Genomic DNA, 24,017 nt, shown 5'->3' with positions numbered 1-24,017 from the left:
CGCCTAAAATAAGTTATTCTCGCTTATCTCTCCTTTAATAGCAATATTCCAGATTAAGGAATGTAATCTCTTGTCGAAAAAATGGATATTACTAGAAAATTTCGAGTTGACGCTGTCGCCTGCTGTCATTTATAGTTATTTAGAACTAGTTAGGTGTCGAATCTATCAGGGACTTTATTCCTAAAATTTGACACATTCAGAAAGACTATAAGAATAGGAAGGAAGTGAGTCTATGTTGGCTCGATCATCGGCCTTTACAAGAATTGCCCTATTGCTTCTTGTATTCGGCGTCATGCTCGCAGTCACGCATCCAACTGCCACCAAAGCAGCGGTAAATGTGGTTGACATTAAGAGTAATGCGATGAATTTGGGTACGCCTACCCTGGTTTCCGGCACTGCCGGACAAGTAGGGGCCGTCTACAAGTATACGAACGTCATTACAAGAGACGGCATTACGGTTGATGCCAAAGTAACGATTAAAGGGGCTAGCGGGGCATCCCTTGCAGGCAATGTATTAGATAATCCGGGAACCGGCTTTGATGAGCGGTTTAATCCATGGGTTACAACCAGTCCCGGAAGCGGCTCATTGACCTTCCACTTTGATTTCATTGATCAGGCAACCGGCAATCCGGTTCAAATCAAGAACTTCTTTGTGACGGTCATCGATATTGACGGCAGTAATTCCACCTCCAAGGAATATGTCGAATTATCCGGCTTTGCAAGTTATTCTGTGAACAAAAACACACAGCTTGTCATAAGCTCGCCAGCCTCCGGAAGAACGCAATTTGCAGGAAGAGGGTCCTCCCTTAATGGCACATCTTTTGAGGATACCGCTTCCGTAATCATCAATTACAACGCGCCAATTAACGGACTGGATCTTGTCGTTGGCAACACGAGCAATTTAAGCTCCCGTCAATTCTCGGTTAACTTCGGCGCTCCTGGCGGTACATTCAGCGATCCGAAGCAGGTAGACAACAGCGCTTCCCCAACCATTAACGTTTCTATTGACGACGGTGGTGACGGTAAACTGACCGCAGGACAAGATAATCTTAAACTGGTTAATATCTCCGGATCCACAAATGCAGGCGCTGGACAGCCTGTCACCCTTACGGTGAAGGATTCCTCGGGCACGGAACGAAATTATGCGGCAACCGTGGGACCCGACGGGAAATATGCCGTTCAGCTTGACTTCTCCGCTCTGAAATACGGAACCGTAACCGTATCGGCGGACACGGTCAGCTCAGACGGCAATCCGGCCAAGACGGCAACGGATACAACGGATAAAGTGAATACGGCCCCAGTTGCCGCAGATGCTTCTTTCTCGGGAGACGAAGATACGGTTATTAACAAATCCCTGAGCGATAAAGGCAGCGACATCGACGATGACTCTATCGTCTATTCGCTTGTCACCGCTCCTACTCACGGCACTTTAGTTTTAAATGCCGACGGATCTTTTACATATACACCTAATGCGAATTACAACGGGACAGATACATTTAACTATAGAGTAAACGACAGCTCGCTTACCTCGAATAGTGCAACGGTAACTCTTACCGTTAAACCGGTGAATGATGCTCCAATCGCACATGATTCCAGTACAAGCACCGTGGAAAATACGCCAGTTGACGGGTCAGTTACCGGGTCAGATATAGATGGAGATCTACTCTTTTTCATGAAACAAGACTTACCACAACATGGCACTCTGGTGTTGGATGAGTTTACAGGTACGTATTCCTACACACCTGACAACGGCTTTGTTGGTACAGACACCTTTACTTTTACAACTCATGACGGTACCGACGAATCTAATAAGGCAACTGTCACTATTACCGTTACAGCAGCTCCAAACGCTGCTCCTGTAGCGCAAGATGATAGTAAATCTACAGATGAAGATACTCCGGTTAACGGTGCATTAACTGCAACTGACGGAAACAATGACATTGTAACCTATTCGCTTGTCACAGCGCCGGTTAACGGTACGGTCGAACTGAATGCAGACGGTACTTACACGTATACGCCGAACCAAGACTACAACGGTTCCGACAGCTTTACCTTTAAGGCGAATGACGGCAAAGCGGACTCCACCGTGGCAACCGTTACTCTGACGATTAACGCCGTTAACGATGCGCCTACCGCAAACCATTCGAGCAAAACAACGGATGAGAACCAATCGGTAAATGGAGTGGTGACGGGACAGGATATCGATAGCAGCACATTGACTTATGTGCTTGTCACAGCGCCGGTTAACGGTACGGTCGTGCTGAATGCAGACGGTACTTACACATATACTCCGAACCATAATTACTCCGGCTCGGATAGCTTCACCTTCAAAGCTAACGATGGCAAGCTTGATTCCTTGCCTGCTGCCGTAAGCATCACGATTAATGAAGTAAATGAAGCTCCTGTTGCCCAAAACGATACTGTGCAGACTGAGGAAGATAAACCTCTTAACAGCAGCGTTCATGCAACAGACGGCGACGGCGATACGCTTCACTATTCGGTAGTCAACCAGCCTGCTCATGGCGCTTTGACTCTGAACCCGGACGGAACGTTCACCTATACGCCAGATCCTAATTACAATGGACCGGACAGCTTTACGTTTAAGGCGAATGACGGCTCGGAAGACTCGAATACGGCATCCGTGAACATCACCGTTACTCCGGTCAATGATGCGCCAACGGCAAACGCCGGAACGAAAACAACGGCCGAAGACACTCCTGTTAACGGATCGGTATCGGGAAGCGACGTGGAAGAAAGCACGCTGACTTACGCGATTGTAACCCCGCCGCAGCATGGCACGGTTGATTTGAAGCCTGACGGCACTTATACGTATACGCCGAATCCGAACTTTAACGGCGAGGACAGCTTTACGTTTAAAGCTAACGACGGCACGGATGACTCTGCTCCTGCTAAAGTGGACATCACCGTTACTCCGGAAAACGATGCACCGGCTTCGGAGAACAGCTCCGTCAGCACGGCAGAGGACACGGCGGTCAACGATAAGGTAAAAGCAAGCGACGTAGACGGCGATACGTTGACCTACACGCTTGTGAATGATACGGAACACGGAACCGTTAATCTGAAGCCGGACGGTACCTTTACTTACACGCCAGACCCGGATTACAACGGCCCGGACAGCTTCACGTTTAAGGTAAATGACGGACAGCTGGAATCCGCGGAAGCTACTGTCAGCATTACCGTAACTCCTGTAAACGACGCGCCGACGGCAAATGCAGGAACCAACACAACGGTTGAAGATCAGCCGGTAACCGGTACAGTAACCGGCAACGACGTAGACAGTACAACGCCTACCTACGTTCTTGTATACGAGCCTGAGCACGGCACGGTTATTCTGAATCCGAACGGCACTTACACGTATACGCCGGATCCTAATTACAATGGTCCGGACAGCTTCACCTTTAAAGCAACCGACGGAACGGCCGATTCAGCGCCGGCGACTGTAGAGATTACGGTTACTGCCGTGAATGACGCACCAACGGCATCGGATGATTCCAAAGCTGTTGAATCCGGCTCCAGCGTAACGGGCAGCTTTAAGGCGAGCGATGTAGACGGCGATACCCTTGCCTTCACGGTTGTAACTCCGCCAGCGCATGGTACGGTTGTTATCAACAACGACGGTACTTACACGTATACGCCAGCCGCAGGTTACGGCAGCACGGACAGCTTCACGTTTAAAGCCAATGACGGACAATTTGACTCCAATACGGCTACCATCGCTTTAACCGTTCGTCTGCTTGACGGCTGGGTTGGCGACCGTTCTGTTACGGATACATCCGAATGGACCGTAGCGCCTAACAAACCGCTCAAAATCTCGGCTATTACGGAAGTAACCGCAACGGCAGTTACGGCAACCTTTGATTTTGACGGTCCGGATAACGGAACGGACAACGATTCGGTTACGCTGACATTGGCTAACGGCGATACTTACCAGACAGACGGATTCAAGAAATGGGAAAACGTGCAATACCGTCTTCCTTCCGAAGTAACGAGCGGGGCTCATTCGTTACCCTTCACCTCTTCGAAGGGTAACGAGGTTTTACCGGCTGAAGCAGCTTCCAGGCTTCTAAACAATAATTTTACCGTGATGCGCACCGTTTCCGTTGACGGAACGGTTAAAGATCGCAACACCCAAGCTCCGATTGAAGGAGCAAAGGTAACCTTGTATGATCCAACAGGAACCAATAAAGTGGCTAATACAACTACGGATGCTTCCGGTTACTACAAATTCCCGAATGTCCGTACCGAGCATTACCTGATTGTCGTAGAGAAGCAAGGCTACGCAACACGCAATCAAGTGATTAATGCTTTGCCGGGCTTGGCGGCTGAAACAACGATTCATCAAAACTTCGAGCTTGTGAAATACATCTTGAAGCTTAGCGCTAACCCTAGCTCCATCGTAGGTGACGGCCATACGGTTTCGAAACTGACGGCCATTCTGACTGACATTGACGGCAAACCGCTCAAGGATGTCAATATCACCTTCTCCGCATCGCTCGGAACCTTCCTTGGCGGTTCCCCAACCGCGGTGACGGATGCAGCGGGCAAAGCCACGATAGATTACCAATCGTCCAAGATCGAAGGTATTTTATCGCAAAGCGTTCCGGTAACGGCTACGGCCAATGACGTAGAACGCAGCATTTACGCGCAAGAGCAGATTATCATTACCTTCGAGCCTGCTTCCGTAACGGGCGTTGTAGCAACAACGGATAACGGAACGCGTACGATTGTTGCAGGCGCAGTCGTTAAAATTACAAAAGACTTTGACGGCGACGGCATTATCGATTTCGCGGCCGAAGCCATTACCGACGCAGACGGCAAGTATAGCATCGCCGTTCCGCGCGGTGACGAAAGCTACGATATCGAAGTCATCAAGACCGTTCAAATAGGCGGCCAGACCAAAGAGGTTTCCTTCAAGCAAACCGTTGAAGTTGGTGCGGTAAGCGGTAATCCCGGCGAGGTTTTTGAATCGACGAAGACCATTACCGGCCTCCTTACGCAAAAGCTTCCAACCGGTCAAAATGACGTGCTTCAACAGGATTTCATGAACCAGGTAACCGTGAAGCTGATTGGTCCGGCACCGGATCATAAAGAATACACGGCACCTTTGAACGGCGGCGTATTTAATATTCCTGGCCTTGAACGGAATACGGAATATCAGATTGCAATCATCTTTAAGGTTCCGGATGCGGAACACGGCGGCTTCAAAGACATCATCATTAACGCATTAGACAACAACGGCACGCTTCCGACAATCAAGCTGGCAGCCAACGGCGAAATGAATATTCTTAACGAGCTCATTGACCCGTACGGCGACATTACCGACATCAACACCCATGCTGCGATTGATGGAGCAACCGTAAAGCTGTATTACGCAAACACGCCGCGCAATATTACAAACGGCAATACGCCTGGCACGGAAGTTAAGCTGCCTGCAATCGCAGGCTTTGCTCCAAGCGACAACGCGAACCCGCAGACGAGCAAAGACGGCGGTAAATACGCGTACATGGTTTATCCGACAACCGATTACTACATCGTTGCAACGGCTCCGGGCTATATCACTTATACGAGCCCAACGATCCCTGTCGAGTTTGCGATTGTCCGCCATGACATTCAGATGTCCAAAGCGTCTGTTGCTCCTGCCGGCAAGCCAAACGTCGTTGTTAACGTATCCGTAGACAAGGACAGACAGGAAGAAGGCACTGCAGGCAAGATTAAAGTCGAATACCTGAACAACGGTACGAAACAAGCTACCGGCGCAACCGTGACGTTGACCCTTCCTGAGGGCACAACGGTAACCAATGCCGACGGCGGCAAGGTAGAAGGCAACAAAGTGATTTGGAATGTGGGAGACGTGAACATCGGAGATAAGGGCGTACGCAATGTTGAAGTGAAGTATCCTTCCATTAAGGAAACAGAACTTCTTGTTACGATCTCCGCGGAAGGCAAAGCGAGCCAAGAGCTGTTGAACCCTGAAGCGGCAAAAGCATCCGTGAAAGTATTGCTGTTCAAGACCGGAGAAGAGACTGTGAAGCACCAGCGCTACATTCTCGGCTTCCCTGACGGCAAGTTCAAACCAAGCCAGAAGCTGACCCGCGCGGAGCTTGCAGCCATTATCGCACGCCTCCTGAACGGCGGTTCGACAACGCTGAAAGCCGAATTCAAGGATGTGCCTTCTACCCAATGGGCTAGCGGCTATATCCGGATCGTAACGGACAGCGGTATCTTTAAAGGCTTTGCGGACGGCACCTTCCGTCCGAACCAGCCTGTAACCCGCGAAGAATTGGCTATGGTTATGGTACGTTACCTGAAGCTGGAGACGTCTATGCCAATCACTCCGCAATTCGGAGACAGCGACGGACGCTGGTCCTCCTCGGCAATCGAGGCATTGTTCCGCAACGGCCTGACAACGGGTTATCCGAACGGTACGTTCCAACCGGGTAAAGACATCGTACGTCTTGAAGCCGTAACGCTGATCAACCGCCTTCTGTACAGAGGCCCGCTGACTGACGTGGAACCATCCTTCCCGGATGTTGCGAAGAGCAACTGGGCGTTTGGTCAAGTCGAAGAAGCAACAAGAAGCCACGAAGCTAAGCGCACTTCGGACGGCAACGAACATTTCGTTAAAGCAATCGACGATAATGTGAAGTAAATCGTTAAGGCCGGCAATCCTAGAGGGACTGCCGGCCTTTATTTACGGAACCGCTCAAAAGACAGAGACAAATAGGAGAGTGTTTTTTTGCAATGAACGCAACGTACTCAGAACTTCGAGCAAGAGCACGAGAGAGTCTGCAAGGCAACTGGGGCAAAGCTGTTGGGGCTGCAGCTATCTATGCCGCGTTGAGCCTTATTCTTAACCTATTGGACAAAATCCCTTTTATCGGTCCAATTGTGAATTTTTTAGTTTCCGGAGCGCTTACGCTTGGAATGGTCATTTTCTGTATTGGCATCGCTAGAAATAAGAAGCCTCAAGTCACTGAAATTTTCAGCGGTTTTTCACAATTTCTTAAAGCGTTCCAGGTTTATATTCTCATGATAATCTTCACGCTTTTGTGGATGCTTTTACTCATTGTCCCAGGCATAATCGCCATTTATCGCTATTCGCAAGCTTTTTATATTCTGCAGGATAATCCGGATATCAGCGCACTGGAAGCAATTCGCCGCAGCAAGGAATTAATGAATGGCCGTAAAATTGATTTGTTTGTTCTGCAGCTCACATTCATCGGATGGGGTATTCTCTCTATATTAACCTGTGGTATTGGCCTGCTATGGCTTTACCCTTACTTCCAAGTTGCTCAAGCCCACTTCTACGACGAAATTTCGGGCAGAACAACGCCTCCCCCGCATCCATCGTCCTTCTAACGAAACGTAGAATGCTTATTTGGCCAAAATCCAGCATTACGAGTTTCTAACGAAACGTAGACACGCTATTTTCACGAAACTGCCTCGCAAGGCAGCTTAAACAGGCAAATAACGATACCAGGTTTCGTTAGATTTCATAAGAGGACGAAATCGGCAAAATAAGAATATGACGTTTCGTTAGCTAATACGAAAAAGAGGCAGTTGCCTAAGCCAATGATATGGCTTTTGGTAACTGCCTCTTTGCCTATACGCACGGGAATACGGCATCCGCCATTTTCGAGCACGCTTATCCTTTTGTCCGGAACATCAAGTAGAGGAAATATGGAGCTCCAATAACCGCAACAACGATACCTGTCGGGATCTCCGACGGCTGCAGAATCCATCTGCCAAGCGTATCGGCTACAAGGACAAGCAGTCCTCCGGTAAGCGCCGTGGCGGGAAGCAGGATCTGATAGCGCTGCCCGACCAGCCTTCGGGCCAAATGCGGCGCGATCAGCCCAACAAAGCCGATACTGCCGCTGACCGCTACGCACGAGCTTGCCAGGCCAACGGCAGCGGCCAGAAGCCAGATCTGCTGCTTGGCAACGGCTGCCCCCAGACCCGTCGCGAGCGGCGCGCCAAAGTTAAGGACATTAATCGTTTGCGACTTGAAATAAACGAAAGGCAGCAATACTACGATAAATGGCAGCAATGCCGTTACGTAGCTCCAGTCCTTGCTCCAGATGCTCCCCGCTAGCCATGTCGATACGAATTGATACTGCTCCGGATTAATCCGCAAGGAGACCAGAATCGTCACCGCCGAGAAGCCAGAGCTTATCGCTACGCCGTTCAGCACAAGCCGGTTGGAGGACAGTCCCTTATGTTTGCGGTAAGAGATAATAAAGACCAGCAATGCGGCAACGCCGCCTCCCAACCAAGCGAGAATCGGCAGCAAATACGCCGGCGCTGCTGTCGGGGAAGAATAAAACGCGACATAGAGCAGAATAACCATGCCCGCGCCGGAGTTAATTCCGATAATGCCGGGATCAGCCAGCGCATTTCGGGTCAGCGCCTGAAGAACGGCGCCGGATACGGCCAGCCCCATGCCGATCAGAATGGAAATGATAATACGAGGCAGTCGGAAATCAAACAGCACCAGATGCTGACGGGCGGTTCCGAAGCCAAAGAGCGTCTTGACCACGTCAAGAGGCGACATCCGGATAACCCCGGTGTTCATGCTTATTAGAAAAGCTGCAAGAATACCGATTAACATGACGGAAATAACAAGAGTATTGCGCCGTTTTCTGCGTACTTCGGCTAAGGAAATCATCGTCCCTTTCATCGCTTACAGCTCCCTCCTTTCCTTGTTGGCAAGGTACAGGAAGAATGGAACGCCAATCAGCGCAATCATTGTGCCAATAGGTGTCTCATATGGAGGATGGACCGTTCTGGCAGCCAAATCCGCAAGCACAACAAGCAAAGCGCCAAGCACGGCCGAGGTTGGAATAATCCATTTGTAATCCACGCCTACAAGCTTGCGGGCCACATGAGGAACAAGAAGGCCGATAAAAGATACCGCCCCTGCCACCGATACCGCCGAACCCGCCAGCATGATCACGATGATAACGCCTGCCAGCTTAACGGGTCCCGTCCGCAGGCCAAGCCCCTTGGACACTTCTTCGCCTAGACTCAGCATCGTAACGGAACGGGACAGCATCATTGCCGCGAAAAGCGCAACGCCTACCCACGGAGACATAACTTTCAGCTGCTCCCAGCGGATACCTGCAACCCCTCCGGCATACCAGAAGGCAAGCTCCTGGCCAATGCGGAAGTACAGCGCAATCCCTTCGCTTAATGCGGTTAACAAGGCGGACAGCGTTACGCCCGCAAGCACCATTCGCATTGGCGTCAGCCCTCCGCGTACGGATGCCCCAAGAACAACGACAACAATAGTGCTGACTGCCGCGCCAAGGAAAGAGAACATCATAATGTAGGAATAAGAAAGACCCGGAGCAAAAGCAAAGCATAAAGCAAGCGCAAAGCCGGCGCCGGAGTTCAGGCCAAGCAGACCGGAATCGGCAAGCGGGTTACGCGTCATGCCTTGCATAATTGCGCCCGCAACCGCAAAAGCGCTGCCTACCAGCATACAACCTAGTACCCGCGGCAAGCGCAGCTCGTGAATAACCTGATGCTCCTTCAAATCCGGATTAAAATGAAAAACGGCATCCCATACCATCAAAAATTTGATGTCCATCGCGCCAAAGGAAACCGACAGAACCAGCGCCAGAATCAGCGCAACAAGACCGCCGAGAATGATGAGAATCGCAGTAATCGGCCTGGAATACAGCCGTTCAACCTCCGGGCCCGCCAACGCGGGTTCGGATTCCAATTGAGAGTTATGTAGCCTAGAGTTCTCAGCCATATCGTCTTATCTCCGCTCCAACTGAATTAATATAAGTACTGTATAGAGCAAATTATACTCTCTTTACTAACGCAAGGCGAAATACCGTTCAGAACGGCAAAAAAGGGAGCAGCAGCTCCCTCTAATCCCTACTACCCCGTATTTCATTATTTCACGAGATCTTTCAAAACATTATCAATCATTTGCGAGCTTGCCACCGGGCCATAGTACAGCCAGCTGGACGTCCTGTCATATTCATACACATGACCGTTCTTAACAGCCGGAATGGATTGCCAGATCGGATCTTTCAACGCTTCAGAGCCGGTTTCTTTGTCACTGTTGACCAGAATCAGATGGTCAGCGTCCAGATCGGCAAGCTTCTCAAGGGAGATTTCATTCCAGCTGCCCGTTCCGGAAGCGGAAATTTCTTTCACGACATTCGGAACTTTCAGGCCAAGGTCGTTATAAAGAACCGTGCCGCTCGAAAGTTTATCGCTAACCACATAGAATTTGTTTCCTACAAGCCAGATTGCCGCAACCGATTGGTCAGGAATAGCTGCCTGAAGCTTTGTTTTCGCATCTGCCGCTTTCGCATTGTAATCGTCAAGCACCTTTTGAGCTTGATCTTTCTTCTGCAGCACTTCACCGATTTTCAGAAGCGCTTTGCGCCAATCGTTATTCACTTCATCGCCCAGAACAAAGGTTGGGGCAATCTTCGCGTATTGATCGTATTTGCCGCCGTCAACCGTGCTGTTCGAGCCAAGGATCAGTAAATCCGGAGTAAAGCTTGTTACGGCTTCGAATGGAAGATCATAAGCAATTGTCGGAATATCCTTTAAATCGCCTTGCAGGTATTCTTGAATACCGTTTGCTACGCTCCATTGCGCAACCGGCTTCACGCCAAGAGCGACCAGGTAATCTTCCAGGTAGGAAGCGATAATCCGCTGCGGATTAGCCGGAATCGTAACCTCGTGGCCCATGCCGTCCGTCAGCTTCTGCTCCGTTGGTGCCGCTGCCGTCTCCGTCGCCGCAGGCGTCGGCGATGCGCTTTCCGTTACCGCGTTATTCGCATTACCGTTATTTTCTTTATTCCCTCCGCATGCCGCAAGGACAAGCGAAAGAGACATTACACTCAGAAGTACAATAACTAGCTTCTTCCCTTTACCGAACACAAATACGTCCCCCTATAAGCTGTTACGCTGTAATCTCGTTAATTGACTAAAGTGATGATAACAATTCTCATTATCAAAGTCAATCCTTAATTATAGGAAGAAACGCAAACACGATCCGTATTTGGTGCTCCTTTCATAAATGTTGCGTTTGTTGACAAAAAACCTCTAATCGGAGCCACTCGAGAAGAGCGGCCGCGTTCAGAGGTTGACTTTGTTGCGGTATGAAGTTCCGGTCTATTCCTTCACGGCGCCGATGACGACGCCTTTTACGAAGAAGCGCTGGAGAAACGGATATACAATCAGAATCGGCAAAGCGCCGATGAAGATCTGCGAAGCGCGGAGCGTCCGCTGCGACATGTTCGCGATAGCCGCTGCGTCGAATGACGTCATGTCCGACTGCACGATAAGCGTCTGCATAAAGCTCGCGAGCGGAAGCTTGGCCGCGTCCTTCATATAGATCAAGCCATCGAAGTATGCGTTCCAGTGACCCACCATGGTGAACAGCCCTACCGTCGCAAGCGAAGGCAGCGAGATCGGCAGATAGATGGAGAAGAAGCTCCGAAGATGGCCCGAGCCGTCCATAAACGCCGCTTCCTCCAGCTCCTTGGGCACCGTGCGGAAAAAGTTCAAGAGCAGAATCATATTGTAAGCCGCAACGAGACCTGGCAGGATAAGCGCCATGAGGTTATTGATCAGATGCAGCTTCAGGATAAGAATGTAGCTTGGAATGAGGCCGCCGCTGAACAGCATCGTAATGACGAAGTACCACAGGTACATGTTTCTCGCGCGGAATACCCTGGTGTCCTTGGACAGTGCATAAGCCGCAATCGCGTTTACGAACAGGCCAAGCGCCGTGCCGAGCAAGGTCCGCTCGATGGCTACCCATAGCGCGGTAAGAAAGTTCTTGTTGTCGAACGTCTTGGCATACGCCTCGAAGGTGAAGCCTTTCGGCCAGAACGTGACCAAGCCTCCGTTCGCGGCGGCGCTGGAGCTTAAGGAAACCATGAGCAAATGGAACATGGGCAGCAGGCACAGGATCCCGATGACGAGCAGAATGACGTTATTTAAAGCACTGAATACGCGGTAGGGTATCGTTTTGTGATACATGGGTTCCCCTCCCCTTTCCTAGAAAATCCGGTAACCGGCGAATTTGTAGGCAATCCGGTACGAGATCACGATCAGAACCAGACTGATGACCGACTTGAACAGACCAACCGCCGTCGCGAAGCTGAACTGACCGCTTAACAGGCCTTCACGGTAAACAAACGTGTCGATGATGTCGCCCTGCTGATAGATCATCGGACTGTACAGGTTAAACACCTGGTCAAAGTTGGCGTTCAGCACGTTGCCCATAGCCAGCGTTGCGACTACGATCAGCATTGGAAGGAGTGACGGAAGCGTAATGTGCATCGTCTGCTTCCAGCGGGTCGCCCCGTCCACCTCCGCCGCTTCGTAAAGGGCCGGATTAATCCCAGAGAGCGCAGCCAGGAAGACGATGGTGTTGAAGCCGAATTCCTTCCAGACGTCGCTTACGACGATCGTTATCCGGAACCAGCTGCCGTCCCCGAGAAAGAAGATCGGCTGAATGCCAAAAACGCTTGTCAGGAACTGATTGACGATACCGGTCTGTCCCAGCACGTCGATCAGTATGCCCGACAGCGTAACCCAGGACAGAAAGTGAGGCAGGTACACCAGTGTCTGAACGGAACGCTTTAGTCCCATGTTGCGGACTTCGTTGAGCAGAAGCGCGAAGGCGAACGGGATGATGAGGTTCAGGACGATTTTGGAACTGGCGAACAGCAGCGTATTCCCGATGATTTTCACAAAGTAATCGTTGGAGAACATGTAATGGAAATGCTTGAATCCCACCCATGGCGAATGAAGGAAGCCAAGCCGTGCCTTATAATCCTGAAAGGCCATCACGACACCCGACATCGGGATGTAGGAGAAGACAAACGACAGCAGAACGGCCGGCAGCACCATGAAGTGGAGAATCCATGGCTGCTTGTAGCGTCGTCTTTTGCCGGCTTTCGGCGGTGTCGATAATTCGAGATTGTTTGTTGTATTTTCCATGGCACTCTCTCCTATCTATTTTCTAAAAATCGTTAACTGGTATAATGGAGCAAATCCTTGCTTAGCTATCGTAGCAATCAAGCGCATCGTCCCACTATAGGACATTGTTAGGATCGATAGGGTTTTGTTAGGCATATCTCCGGGGGGAACGGAAACGATGAAAAAAACGAGACAGCCATTGCAGATCAGCCTGTTCGTCAAGTACTTGGGGCTTATTATTCTGCTGTTTATACCGATCGGCATTTTATTCGCTTATTCCAATAACGTCGCCACCGGCGTCATCGGCAAGGAGATCCGCAACTCGAACATTAAGCAGCTGAGCTTCCTGTCCAGCCAGATTGAATCCCGAATCAACCAGACGATGGATTTCGTGTTCACCTTCTCGAAGGATCCCAACGTACAGAAGTACAACGGGCTTAACATCTGGGACGATAACTATGATTGGATGCAGACGAGATATATGGTGCTGGAGAAAATGGCGCTTCAGTCCGGCGTCGTCAATATCTGGCCGGTCGAATTCACGGTATATTCGCAGCTGCATAAGGAAGCGCTCTCAAATTCCAGCACAAGCGTTGCGTACGACGAGGAATATTTAAAGCGCAATATTTCGAAGAATTGGACCTATGGCGAAGGAGCGACGGGTACCGAAGGAATGGCGTTCCGCTGGTATTACGCCGACTCGCTTGGCCAGCAGAAGCTTACGGGCAGCAATCTGGTCGTGGGAGCCAGCTTTGGCGCCTCGAACATCCAGAATATGCTGGATACGTACAAGGAAGGCGGGCAAGGCGATCCCCTCTTCTACGCCCCGGGCCAGAAGCCGATTCTGAACCGAAGCGCCTCCCCGGAGCTTGCGGAGGAGCTGACCCGTTACTTGGACGGCCAGAAGCTGGAGGATACGATGCAGAAGACGATCAAGCTGAACGGGCAAAGCTATCTCGTCAGCCTGGTGAAGTCGCCGCAGCTGGAGTGGTATCTCGTTGATCCCGTGCCTCTCGACCAAATTCTCGGCCCGATCTCGTCCAGCCGTAATCTGTTTTACCTGGCTATGGCCCTGTTGCTCGTTATCGGAGCTTTCTTCTCGATCGTGCTCTACCGGGACGTGCAGCGCCCGATCCTGAAGCTGATCCGCGGCCTCAAGAAGGTCCAGCTCGGCGATTTCTCGGCTCGCATCTTTGCCAAGGCGAACAGCGAATTCACCTTCCTGTTCTATCGGTTCAACGATATGTCGGCGCAGATCGAGACGTTGATCGACAACGTGCTGAAGGAGCGGCTGATCGCTCAGGAAGCAACGATGAAACAGCTTCAGGCGCAGATCAATCCCCATTTTTTATATAACTGTCTGGGATACATGATCAATATGGCGCAGATGAAGGACGAAGAGGCCGTCGTCAAGATGGGTTACAGCCTTAGCGCGTATTATCGTTACATCACCAGGATGGAGAAGCCGGTATCCAGCCTTCAGGACGAAATTCAGCTGATCGTCAACTACTTGGATATTCAAAAAATGCGAAACGGCCGGATTCATTATTCCATCGACATTCCGGAAGAAATGCGGGGACAACAGGTACCGAGACTGATGCTGCAGCCCTTGGTGGAGAACGCCGTTATTCACGGGGTAAGCAAATCCTACTCCTCGGGGGAGATCCGCGTTGCCGGACGGATCGACGGCGGCTTCTGGCGAATCTTCGTCGATGACGACGGACCCGGCCTGGATGAGGAGAAGCTGGAGCTCATGAATCAAAAAATGAGAGGTCCCATGCAGGACGATATGGGGTACGGGCTTTGGAACACCAATCAGCGGATTATCCATTGCTTTGGCCCCCGCTCCTCCCTGTCCTTCTCCTCATCCGAGCTTGGCGGCTTCCGGACCGAGATCGTATGGGAGATTCCTAAGGAAGCTTCATAATCCCCATTCGCAGCACACATACAAGGAGGCTCTTCCATGCAATTGTTAATCGTAGACGACGAAGCCCACTGGGTTGAGAACCTGTCCATGCACAAGCCTTGGCATACGCTTGGGATCGAGCAGGTCCACCGCGCCTACTCCGCCCGCGAAGCGCTGCAAATCATCGGCACGAATCCGATCGATATCGTCATCTCGGACGTGCTTATGCCGGAGATGACCGGAATCGAGCTTATCGAACAGATTCGGGAGCAGGACAAGCGAATCAAGTGCATCATCCTGTCCGGCCATGCCGACTTCGAATACGCCAAGGAGGCGCTTCGGCACCATGCCGTAGACTACTTGCTGAAGCCGCCGACCAACGAGGAGCTGCTTGGCGCCGCGCAAACCGCGATCGATCAGCTGAAGGCGGAATGGGAAAACATCAGCTCTCAGGAAAGAACGCAGTTCGCCCTGCGCGAGAACCTTCCGCTTCTTAGAGGGCAGCTGCTTCTAGGCGCCTTCCGGGGGGAACGCATAGCGGAAGAGGAATGGATCCGGAAGCTGGACATGTACGGCTTGCCCTTCCGGAGCGGTTCCTGCGCGCTGGCGCTCGTGCGTCTGGAGGACGAATTCGGCCAATACCGGGGCAACGGGCAGCATCTTGTGGAATACGCCATTATGAATATCGCGGAAGAGATTCTCCAGGAATTCATGGGCGTGTGGAGCGTTAAGGAAGAGCACGGATACCTGGCCTTTCTGCTGCAAGCCAAGGAGCATCCTGCGGTAGATCGGCCCGACATCCTGCTCGAGAAGCTCGCCATGCAGATACAGGCCAAGGTGAAGCAGTTCCTGAAGGGCGCCGTCTCCATCGTGGTGACGGATGCGTTCCTCTTCCCGGAAGAGCTGCCGGAGCAATACCGGCAAGCTGTCTCCTACTTCCGGCAAATCGTTGGGGATGAGCAGGAATTCGTCATGAAGGTGGACGGTACGAAGAAAACGGCTGCTTTCGGCGCGCTGGATGTCATTCACGGTCATCCCGGGCTCCTCAACCTTGCGGAGGCCGGCCGCTGGGATGCTGCGGCAGACAAGCTGGCCGCAGCGTTCGACGAGCTGGAGGACAAAGGCTCCGAGTCATGGGAGCACTGCCTCGAGATGGGCTATACGATCAGCTCCGCCTTCATGCATCTTGCCCATCGCAGCGGCCACACCTTGGCGGATTTGATCGGGCCGGACATGGAGCTGCTGCAAAGCGGAGAAGCCTTCGCTTCGATCGGCAAGCTGCGGAAGTGGTCGCTTAACGCTCTAACGAAGCTGCGCGAAGGAACGGCTCACGACGCAAAAAACGCCCGCTCCCAATACGTTCAGAAGATCAGGGATTACGTGGATAAGCATCTCCATCTCGACGTATCGCTGCGCGCGCTGGCGGATTACGTTAACCTGCACCCTACTCACCTGTCGAAAATTTATAAACTGGAGACCGGTGAAGGAATCAGCGACTACGTAGCCTCCGTTCGGATGGAACGCGCCTGCCACCTGCTGAAGGCGACCGACAAGAAGATTTACGAAATCAGCGCCGACATCGGCTACCTGGATCCCGCTTACTTTATCAAGGTGTTCAAGCGGCAATTCGATGTCACTCCGCAGGAATACCGGGATGGACGTTGATTTTGCTTGAGCAGCCTAAGAGATTCCTACGAAAACTAATATCGCCATATAGATGCCGTCCCCGAACTCTTGATAGAGTTACACATGAAGACACCAAACAACGTTGGGGGATAGATAAATGAGCAAATTCAACAAAAAATGGCTCGTACCTGCTGCCATGTCGCTCGTCGTTCTGGCTGGCTGCTCGAATAATAACGGCGGAAACAATGCAAGTCCTTCCGCTAACGACGGCGCAAGTCCTTCCGCATCGGCATCCGAGGAGCAATCCGCTGCCGACAAGGCTTTCGCGGCAGGCAAATACGACCCGCCAATCGAGATCAGTACGATTCTTATGCCGAAGAAGTATAGAGAGGGCGAGACCAAGGAAGACAACGTTCACACCCGCTTTATGGAGGAGAAGCTTGGCATCAAGCTGAGCAAGGATACCTGGTTCCCGGCAGGCAGCGACCAATACAAGCAGCAGCTTCAGCTTGCCCTGACTTCCGGAGAGAAGCTGCCCGACTTCCTTATGGTGCCAACCGATCCGGTTCTGACCAACCAGTTGATCGATTCCGGCGAATTTATGCCGATCGACGAGCTGTTCGACAAGTACGCGAACCAAACCTGGAAAGACCACGCCGCCAAGCATCCGGAGCTGTGGTACCCGTTCACCAAGGACGGCAAGAAGTGGAACCTGCCTATTATGGAATACACCGATAACGACGATACCGTGCTCTGGCTGCGCGAGGACTGGATGGAGAAGCTGAACCTGCAAGCTCCGAAAACGATCGCGGATCTCGAGAACATTTTGGATAAGTTCAAGAACGAGAACCCGGACGGCCTGGCTGCAAAGGATGTTTATCCTCTCGCCGTCTCGCTTAAGAACAACACGAATACATGGATGGGCGGCCTGGATTGGCTATTCGGCGCTTACGGCACGATTGAGGAGCAATGGAACAAGGATGCCAGCGGCAACCTGGAATATGGCTCCGTAAATCCGGGCGCAAAACAAGCGCTCGCGAAAATGCAGGAATGGATGCAAAAAGGCTACATTCATCCGGACGCTGCCCTCTGGGATGAAGGCAAGTCCGCCGAAATCTGGACCAAAGGCAACGCTGGCGTCCTGCCTGGCGCGAACTGGGTTCCGGACTGGCCGGCTCCCGACCTTCTGAAGAACGTAAAAGGCGCCAAATACAAAGCTTATCCGGTTCCGGCTGGACCGGACGGCAAGATCGGCACGAAATGGCAAAACTCCGGCGTTAACAGCAGCTTTATGATTAACAAAAACGCCGAGCATCCGGAAGCCATCATTCTTTATTACAACTACTTGCTGGATAATCTCGCGAACCCGGCCGTTGGCAGCGAATACGAATACGGCTTCGCCAAAGGCTACGACTGGGATGTCGTCGACGGGGAACCAACAAGCGACCAATCGAAGATCAAGGACTTCAACAACGACTTCCAGTTCATCACTGGCCCTGCCCGTATTCCGGACTTGTACATGAAGACGCTGGTGAAGCTGGCGGAAGGCAATAAGCCGGAAACACCTTACGAGAAGCAGCTGTTCGAATTCCGCAAACCGGAGAACTGGTACGCCGCGAAGGTGGTTATGTCGCAGATTGACGTCCGCAAGCAGAACTACTTCACGGGCGCGGCTACGCCAACGATGATCTCCAAATGGAACCTCCTCCGTCAGTCCGAGCTGGAGACGTTCAACAAGATCATTTACAACAAGCTTCCGATCGACGCGTTCGATACCTTCGTCTCCAGCTGGAAATCCAACGGCGGCGATCAGATCACGAAGGAAGTTAACGACTGGTTCAAGTCGGTATCGCAATCGCAATAACAATAGCAAGCGCAAAAAAGGACGGCTCGAGAATGATCTCGAAGCCGTCCTTCTTCTTTTATTATTGGTTCAATGCCGCAACCGATGCCCGGAAATCCGGTCTTCCGTCTTCGGTCCACTTCAGCTCCGTCACAAAGGTGTGACGGTTGGGATCGTACAGTGGATCGCCAACGATCTCTTTGTAGGTTCTGGCGTGGAAGACAAACAGCGCGGTTGTGCCGTCCTCCGCTACGGTAAAGTTATTATGGCCGGGTCCATACAGGCCAAGCAGCTCATCGGTTGTCAGCACCGGTACCGGCGATTTGTCCCACGATGCCGCATCAAGCAAATCCGCATCGGCGGATGCTTCCAGAATTCCCATGCAATAGTTGAAGTCCGTTGCGCTTGCGGAATAGGACAGGAAGACGCGGTCTCCTTTGCGAATAAAGGCTGCCCCCTCATTCACTTTAAAGCCGATTCTTTCCCAGTCCAGATCCGGAATAGAAATCATCGTTTGCTTGCCGGTGAGCGTCCACGGATTGCTCATTTTCGAAATGTACAGATTGGAGTTGCCTTCAATAGCCGGATCCTTCTGCGCCCAGACGTAGTACCTTTCCCCGTTATGCTCGAAGGTTGTGGCATCCAGCGAGAAGCTCTCCCAAGCCGCGCGCACCTGCCCCTTTTCCACCCATTCGCCTTCCAGCGGGTCGGCATCGCCGCACTCAAGAACAAACATCCGGTGGTCGAAGAGGCCTTCATTCGTCTCCGAAGTATGCGCCGCGGCGAAGTAGACATACCAATTGCCATCGATAAAATGCAGCTCCGGCGCCCAAATATTCGCGCTTAGCAGCCCTGTCTCGTGCTTTCTCCAAACAACGGCAGGCACGGCATCCGCCAATCCTTGAACCGTATCCGCCTTGCGGATTTCAATGCGGTCATATTCCGGGACGGAAGCAACGAAATAATAACAGCCGTCCGTATGCCTATAAATGAATGGATCCGCTCTTTGTTCGATTAATGGTTTAACTCCGTTCATTTCCGATTGGTGGACTCCCATCCTGTCACCTGCTTCTATTCGTATTTGTCATTAGCCTTTAACGCCGCCCACGGTTAAGCCGGAGACGAAGTAGCGCTGGAAGAAAATAAAGACGATCATAATCGGCACAATCGCCAGCACGGAACCGGCAATAAGAATATCGTAGTTGTTGCCGTACGGCGTTACGAGACTGGACAGGCCGATCGGCAGCGTCAGCTTCTCTCCCGAGTTCAGGACGATCAGCGGCCAGACGAAGCTGTTCCAGCTGGCGAGCGCCTGCACGATAATCATTGCTCCAAACGCGGGGGTCATAAGCGGTACAAAGATTTTGAAGAAAATGCCGTATTCCGAGCAGCCGTCGATTCTACCCGCATCCATGAAATCCTTCGGAAGCCCCGCCGCGTATTGGCGGAAGAAGAAGATCGGCAGCGGCGATACGACAAACGGAAGGATTACCCCGCTGAACGTATTGATCAGGTTCATCGCGATCATCTGCTTGTACAGCGGCAGCATGATAATCTCTATCGGCACCATCATAACCAGAAGGACAAACAGGAAGATGATATTGCGTCCTCTGAAACGGTACATCGCCAGCCCGTACCCCACCATGGAGGAAAGCAGCATGCAGAAGACGGTATAGATGACGGTAACGACCAAGCTGTTTTTATACCAGACCAGGTATTTCTCCGCCCCGCTCGAGAAGATAAACGAATAGTTATGGAAGGATAGCAGCTCCGGCTGCAGGCGAATGTTCAGACCGAAGCGAAGCAATTCCTTTGACGGCTTGAACGAAGCTAACAACAGACTGTAGAAAGGAAAGACCGACAAGGCCGCAAATAGAACGAATAAGGCCAGCAAAAGCCACGTTTGAGGACGATTCCATTTGGTACTCACGTTCAATCCTCCTTCCTAAACAAGCCGAATAAACGAAGCTGAATGACATTAAGGACCATCGTAAGGAGCAGCAGGATCATCCCGATTGCCGAACCAAGCCCAAGCTCGTTCTTCTCAATCCCGCTGCGGTATAGCAATCCAATCATGGTCAGGCCAATATCGTTTGGCGAGTGGTTGCCGCTCCACAGAATGAAGCTTTCCGTAAACATGGAGTACCCGCCGTAAATGCTGATCGTAATGACGTAGATCGAAATCGGTTTGAGCAGCGGCAGCGTAATACGCCAGAATTTGTTCCAGGTATTCGCCCCGTCGATGCTTGCCGATTCGTAAAGCTCGCTTGGAATAGACTGCAAGGCCGACATAAAGTAAATGATGTTAATGCCCAGATAACGCCAGGTCGCCAAGACGACCAACACGAGCATGCCCGACGCGCTGCTGCCAAGCCAGTTAATGGTCTCGAAGCCAAAGGCATGGCGGAACGTATTCATAACGGAATTATCCAGCGAGCCAAATACGAGCCGGAATACGATGCCTGCTACAACAACGGAAGTCAAAGCCGGCAGGAACAGGGTCGAGCGGAAGAACGCGCTCCACTTCATAAGCTTGGAGTTAAGGAACACGGCAAGCACGAGAGGCAGCGGAATGAGGACTAGTATTGTCCAGAACGTATATTTCGAGCTGTTCCAAAGCGCGGTATAAAAGGAATCATCCCAGAGATTCCTGTAGTTGTCTAAGCCAATGAAATGGGTCTGGCCGGGCAGTACTTCCTGAAAGCTCATAATGAAGGTCGATATAACGGGATAGACGAAAAAGATCGCAAGCGAAAGCACAAACGGCAGCACAAAAACATAAGGGGCGACTCGCTGATTGTATAGTATCTTTTTCATTCGGACGCTCACTCGCTCCTTCCTGATCAGGATCACTTCGCTGAAGGACCGCCATGCATGGCATTGGGTCCTCCAACGAAGCGGTTAAGCTTGTTTTTTCAGCTAGACTGTCAGCTTCCTCCTACTTAATGCTCGCCGCTGCATCGTCCAATACTTGCTTCGGATCCTTCAGATCGTTAAGCGCTTGGAACATCGCTTTCGTCTTGATCACATCGGATACGGCAGGCGTTTTCTCTTTGATATTCGTAGGCGCGATTTCGTCCTTGAGGCTGCTGAGGAACGTGAAAATATCTTTGCCGAAGTAATCGGTGTATTTATTCGACTCGGTCATAGCCGGGTCCGTCCAGGCATCCGTGCGGATCGGGTCAAAGCCAAGCTGCTTCCAGATTTCGATATTTCCCTCTTTGGATATTTTCGCGAAATCGAGGAACTTCTTAACGAGCTCTTGGTTCTTCGATTGATTGGTAATAACCGTACCCGTGCCGCCCATACCGGAGGAACGCATTTCGCCTTGTTTGAATACAGGCATTGGTTTGATGATAATTTTGCCTTTCAGGTCAGGCATGTAGTCCGTGAAACGGCCCATGTACCACATTGGCATCCAGATGGAAGCGGCGCCGCCGCCGTTCATAAATCCGTAGTATTCTTCCGCGTGATGGAAGCCGCCCGGCGCTACAACGGCTACCTTTTCTTTTACAAGCTTCTGCAGATAAGTCAGCACATCCACATTCGCTTGGTCGTTAAGCGTGACATTGCCGTCTTTATCGAGGAAGTCCGAACCGTGCTGCACGACCAGCGGCCAGAACGACCATTGATCCGTTGTTTCAACGGTAGTCATCGGCTTGCCGGTTTTCTCGAGCACCTGCTTGCCTGCTGCTTCGTAATCATCCCAGGTGATGATCTTGTCGGCATCTACGCCTGCTTGATCGAGAATTTCTTTATTGTAGTAAATAACTTCCGCGCCTACGTGGTAGTCGATCCCGTAGTATTGTCCGTCCTTGGCGTAGTTGTCGAGGCGGGACATAACGAGATTGTCTTTATTCGGTTCTACGATATCGTTGAGCGGTACGAGCTGAGGCTCGCCTTTGAGGAAGTTGCCGATTTTGCTGATCTCGATGTCGGCCATGTCCGGCGCGCCTTTTCCGGATTGCAGCGCAACCTGCAGTTTATTGTGGTTATCGTCGTACGGGAATGTCGTAGCTACCAGCTTAATCTTCTCGTCCGGATGCGCTGTATTCCATTTGTCTGCCATACTCTCGAAAAATTGCTGATGAAGTTCATTAAAAGTCCAAAAGACAACCTTGGTTGCTTTACCCGAGGACCCCCCGGAACTGCTGCAAGCGGATAAGACCAACATGAGTGCCAATGCCAAGGTTGCTGTTAACGTAATCCCTTTTTTCATTTGACGTTTCCCCCTCACATATTGGTTAAGCTTTTGTTACCTGACCATTGTAAGCGCTTCACAATTAGATTATAATAGGCGTAAAGTATTATTTATATATCCAATTGGTTATAAAAACATATTTATTTATTGAGAGTAGGTGCCTTCATGAAAAAGACAGCTTTGTACAAGCAAATCCAGCTTGAGATTAAAGAACGAATTGCCTCCGGGCAGCTCCGGCCGCTCGACCGCATTCCTTCCGAGCAGGAATTAATGGATGAATTCAAGGTCAGTAAGATTACCGTTAAGAATGCATTGACGGAGTTAGCGGATGAAGGACTCGTCACGCGTATTCAAGGCAAAGGAACGTTTGTTGCGGCGGATTTGAAGCCTGTCGAAGTGAAGGCGCCTGCTCCCGAGCCTGAACCTGAACCTGTCCAAGTCCCTCTTGTTGGCTTCGTTATCCCTACCATGAAAACAACCGTTATCCAGAAGCTCGTTGATTATATAGAGTTCTATTTGAAGGAAGCAGGCTTCCAAATGATTCTGAGCATTACCCGTGAGCACGCGGCAGAGGAATCCAGAGCGATTACCGCTTTGGTCGATGCCGGCGTTCAGGGGCTTATTGTGTTTCCGACCGAAGACGAGAAATATAACGAATCCCTTCTGAGGCTGTCTCTCGATAAGTTCCCCTTTGTGTTTATTGACCGGTTCCTTCGCAATATCGAGACGTATACTATAACTTCGGATAATGATGGCGGCGCCTACCGGACCGTCACGCATTTGTTATCCAAGGGGCATCGGCAGATCGCGCTGATCTCGCCGGAGAACGCCAATACGACCATCGAAGACCGGACAACAGGCTTCGAGAAAGCCTATATCGATCAAGGCGAATCCATCGACAAAAGCCTCTGGTGCCATGTTCCGCTGGATGTGCTGCGCAGCGAGAGGGCTCTGGATTATGTAACGGACTTCCTGAAGTCGCATCCGACTATCACGGCTGCCTTCACCCTTACCGAGGAAATTGCCGGCCTGACCTGGCAGTCGCTCCAGCTGATCAAGCGGCGCACCGAGGTCGAGCTCTTCTCCTTCGACAATCCGGACATCCCGAATGTCCCTTACGTCCAGCAGGACGAGCAGGAGCTCGCCCGCTCCGCGGTTATGCTGCTGCAGGACCAAATCGGGCATACCTACGACCCGCGGCATATCGTTGTGCCGGTGCAGCTGGTGTATCCGTGAGAGGCGTGGGTGGCGCTGGCTAGGCGGCGGCTTAACGATGCCGCGTATCGTTAAGAGGCTGGCAGAGTGCCTATTCGGGAGCTTAACGATGCGGCGCATCGTTAAGGATGCTAACTTTGCCCGTTTCGGGCCCATTATTGGCATTTGTGGCTGGCTTAACGATGTGCGACATCGTTAAGATGCTGGTAGAGGGTAGCGTCAAGAAGTTTGTGTAGTAGGGA

15 protein-coding genes are annotated in these 24,017 nt (G+C 51.4%); 6 read left to right on the top strand and 9 right to left on the bottom strand.

The window, feature by feature from the left end:
* The first annotated feature begins 232 nt into the window (after nt 1-232).
* Together CFI03_RS07125 and CFI03_RS07120 are read left to right on the top strand one after the other, a co-directional pair.
* Entirely contained in the window at nt 233-6,670 is a 6,438-nt protein-coding gene (locus tag CFI03_RS07125) for an Ig-like domain-containing protein (protein ID WP_116393988.1), read from the top strand.
* A gap of 92 nt (nt 6,671-6,762) precedes the next feature.
* Complete coding sequence (locus CFI03_RS07120; RefSeq protein WP_116393987.1) at nt 6,763-7,380, top strand: DUF975 family protein; 618 nt, start codon at nt 6,763-6,765, stop codon at nt 7,378-7,380.
* A gap of 286 nt (nt 7,381-7,666) precedes the next feature.
* Here the strand turns inward: CFI03_RS07120 and CFI03_RS07115 are convergent, their stop codons facing one another.
* From CFI03_RS07115 to CFI03_RS07095, 5 genes are all read right to left on the bottom strand, one after another.
* Entirely contained in the window at nt 7,667-8,701 is a 1,035-nt protein-coding gene (locus tag CFI03_RS07115; protein ID WP_116393986.1) for a FecCD family ABC transporter permease, read from the bottom strand.
* Nucleotides 8,702-8,704: 3 nt separating this feature from the next.
* Nucleotides 8,705-9,781, bottom strand: coding sequence for a FecCD family ABC transporter permease (locus tag CFI03_RS07110; RefSeq protein WP_248756971.1), 1,077 nt, complete (start codon nt 9,779-9,781; stop codon nt 8,705-8,707).
* Between the two features lie 146 nt (nt 9,782-9,927).
* Nucleotides 9,928-10,932, bottom strand: a complete 1,005-nt coding sequence (locus CFI03_RS07105; protein WP_248756969.1) for an iron-hydroxamate ABC transporter substrate-binding protein — start codon at nt 10,930-10,932, stop codon at nt 9,928-9,930.
* 234 nt (nt 10,933-11,166) lie between these two features.
* Nucleotides 11,167-12,039, bottom strand: a complete 873-nt coding sequence (locus CFI03_RS07100) for a carbohydrate ABC transporter permease (RefSeq protein WP_116393985.1) — start codon at nt 12,037-12,039, stop codon at nt 11,167-11,169.
* Nucleotides 12,040-12,057: 18 nt separating this feature from the next.
* Nucleotides 12,058-13,005, bottom strand: coding sequence for an ABC transporter permease (locus CFI03_RS07095; RefSeq protein WP_116393984.1), 948 nt, complete (start codon nt 13,003-13,005; stop codon nt 12,058-12,060).
* A gap of 157 nt (nt 13,006-13,162) precedes the next feature.
* Between CFI03_RS07095 and CFI03_RS07090 the strand changes: the two genes are divergently transcribed.
* The 3 genes from CFI03_RS07090 (at nt 13,163) to CFI03_RS07080 (ending at nt 18,380) form a co-directional block, all read left to right on the top strand.
* Nucleotides 13,163-14,911 (top strand): histidine kinase, encoded by a 1,749-nt coding sequence (locus CFI03_RS07090; protein WP_116393983.1) that lies wholly within the window; start codon nt 13,163-13,165, stop codon nt 14,909-14,911.
* A 36-nt stretch (nt 14,912-14,947) separates the two neighbouring features.
* Nucleotides 14,948-16,555 (top strand): response regulator transcription factor, encoded by a 1,608-nt coding sequence (locus CFI03_RS07085; RefSeq protein WP_116393982.1) that lies wholly within the window; start codon nt 14,948-14,950, stop codon nt 16,553-16,555.
* A 118-nt stretch (nt 16,556-16,673) separates the two neighbouring features.
* Nucleotides 16,674-18,380 carry a type 2 periplasmic-binding domain-containing protein gene (locus CFI03_RS07080; protein WP_116393981.1) on the top strand — a complete coding sequence of 569 codons (1,707 nt, stop codon included), beginning with the start codon at nt 16,674-16,676 and terminating at the stop codon, nt 18,378-18,380.
* Between the two features lie 61 nt (nt 18,381-18,441).
* Here CFI03_RS07080 and CFI03_RS07075 read toward each other — a convergent pair whose 3' ends face one another.
* The 4 genes from CFI03_RS07075 to CFI03_RS07060 all read right to left on the bottom strand — a co-directional run bounded on the left by CFI03_RS07075 (nt 18,442) and on the right by CFI03_RS07060 (nt 22,578).
* Nucleotides 18,442-19,416, bottom strand: a complete 975-nt coding sequence (locus CFI03_RS07075; protein WP_205411929.1) for a glycoside hydrolase family 43 protein — start codon at nt 19,414-19,416, stop codon at nt 18,442-18,444.
* Nucleotides 19,417-19,446: 30 nt separating this feature from the next.
* Nucleotides 19,447-20,289 carry a carbohydrate ABC transporter permease gene (locus CFI03_RS07070; protein WP_116393980.1) on the bottom strand — a complete coding sequence of 281 codons (843 nt, stop codon included), beginning with the start codon at nt 20,287-20,289 and terminating at the stop codon, nt 19,447-19,449.
* A gap of 2 nt (nt 20,290-20,291) precedes the next feature.
* The gene (locus CFI03_RS07065) at nt 20,292-21,176 is read right to left on the bottom strand and encodes a carbohydrate ABC transporter permease (protein WP_116393979.1); all 885 of its coding nucleotides are present in this window, start codon (nt 21,174-21,176) and stop codon (nt 20,292-20,294) included.
* A gap of 121 nt (nt 21,177-21,297) precedes the next feature.
* Nucleotides 21,298-22,578: an extracellular solute-binding protein gene (locus CFI03_RS07060; protein ID WP_116393978.1), complete on the bottom strand. Its 1,281-nt coding sequence runs from the start codon at nt 22,576-22,578 to the stop codon at nt 21,298-21,300.
* 147 nt (nt 22,579-22,725) lie between these two features.
* Here CFI03_RS07060 and CFI03_RS07055 point away from each other — a divergent pair, with 147 nt between their 5' ends.
* Nucleotides 22,726-23,796: a GntR family transcriptional regulator gene (locus CFI03_RS07055; protein WP_116393977.1), complete on the top strand. Its 1,071-nt coding sequence runs from the start codon at nt 22,726-22,728 to the stop codon at nt 23,794-23,796.
* The last annotated feature ends 221 nt before the right edge of the window (nt 23,797-24,017 follow it).

The organism is Paenibacillus sp. ATY16 (assembly GCF_003399985.2).
Taxonomy (GTDB): domain Bacteria; phylum Bacillota; class Bacilli; order Paenibacillales; family Paenibacillaceae; genus Pristimantibacillus; species Pristimantibacillus glycanilyticus.
This window is presented reverse-complemented; position numbering and strand designations above follow the sequence as displayed.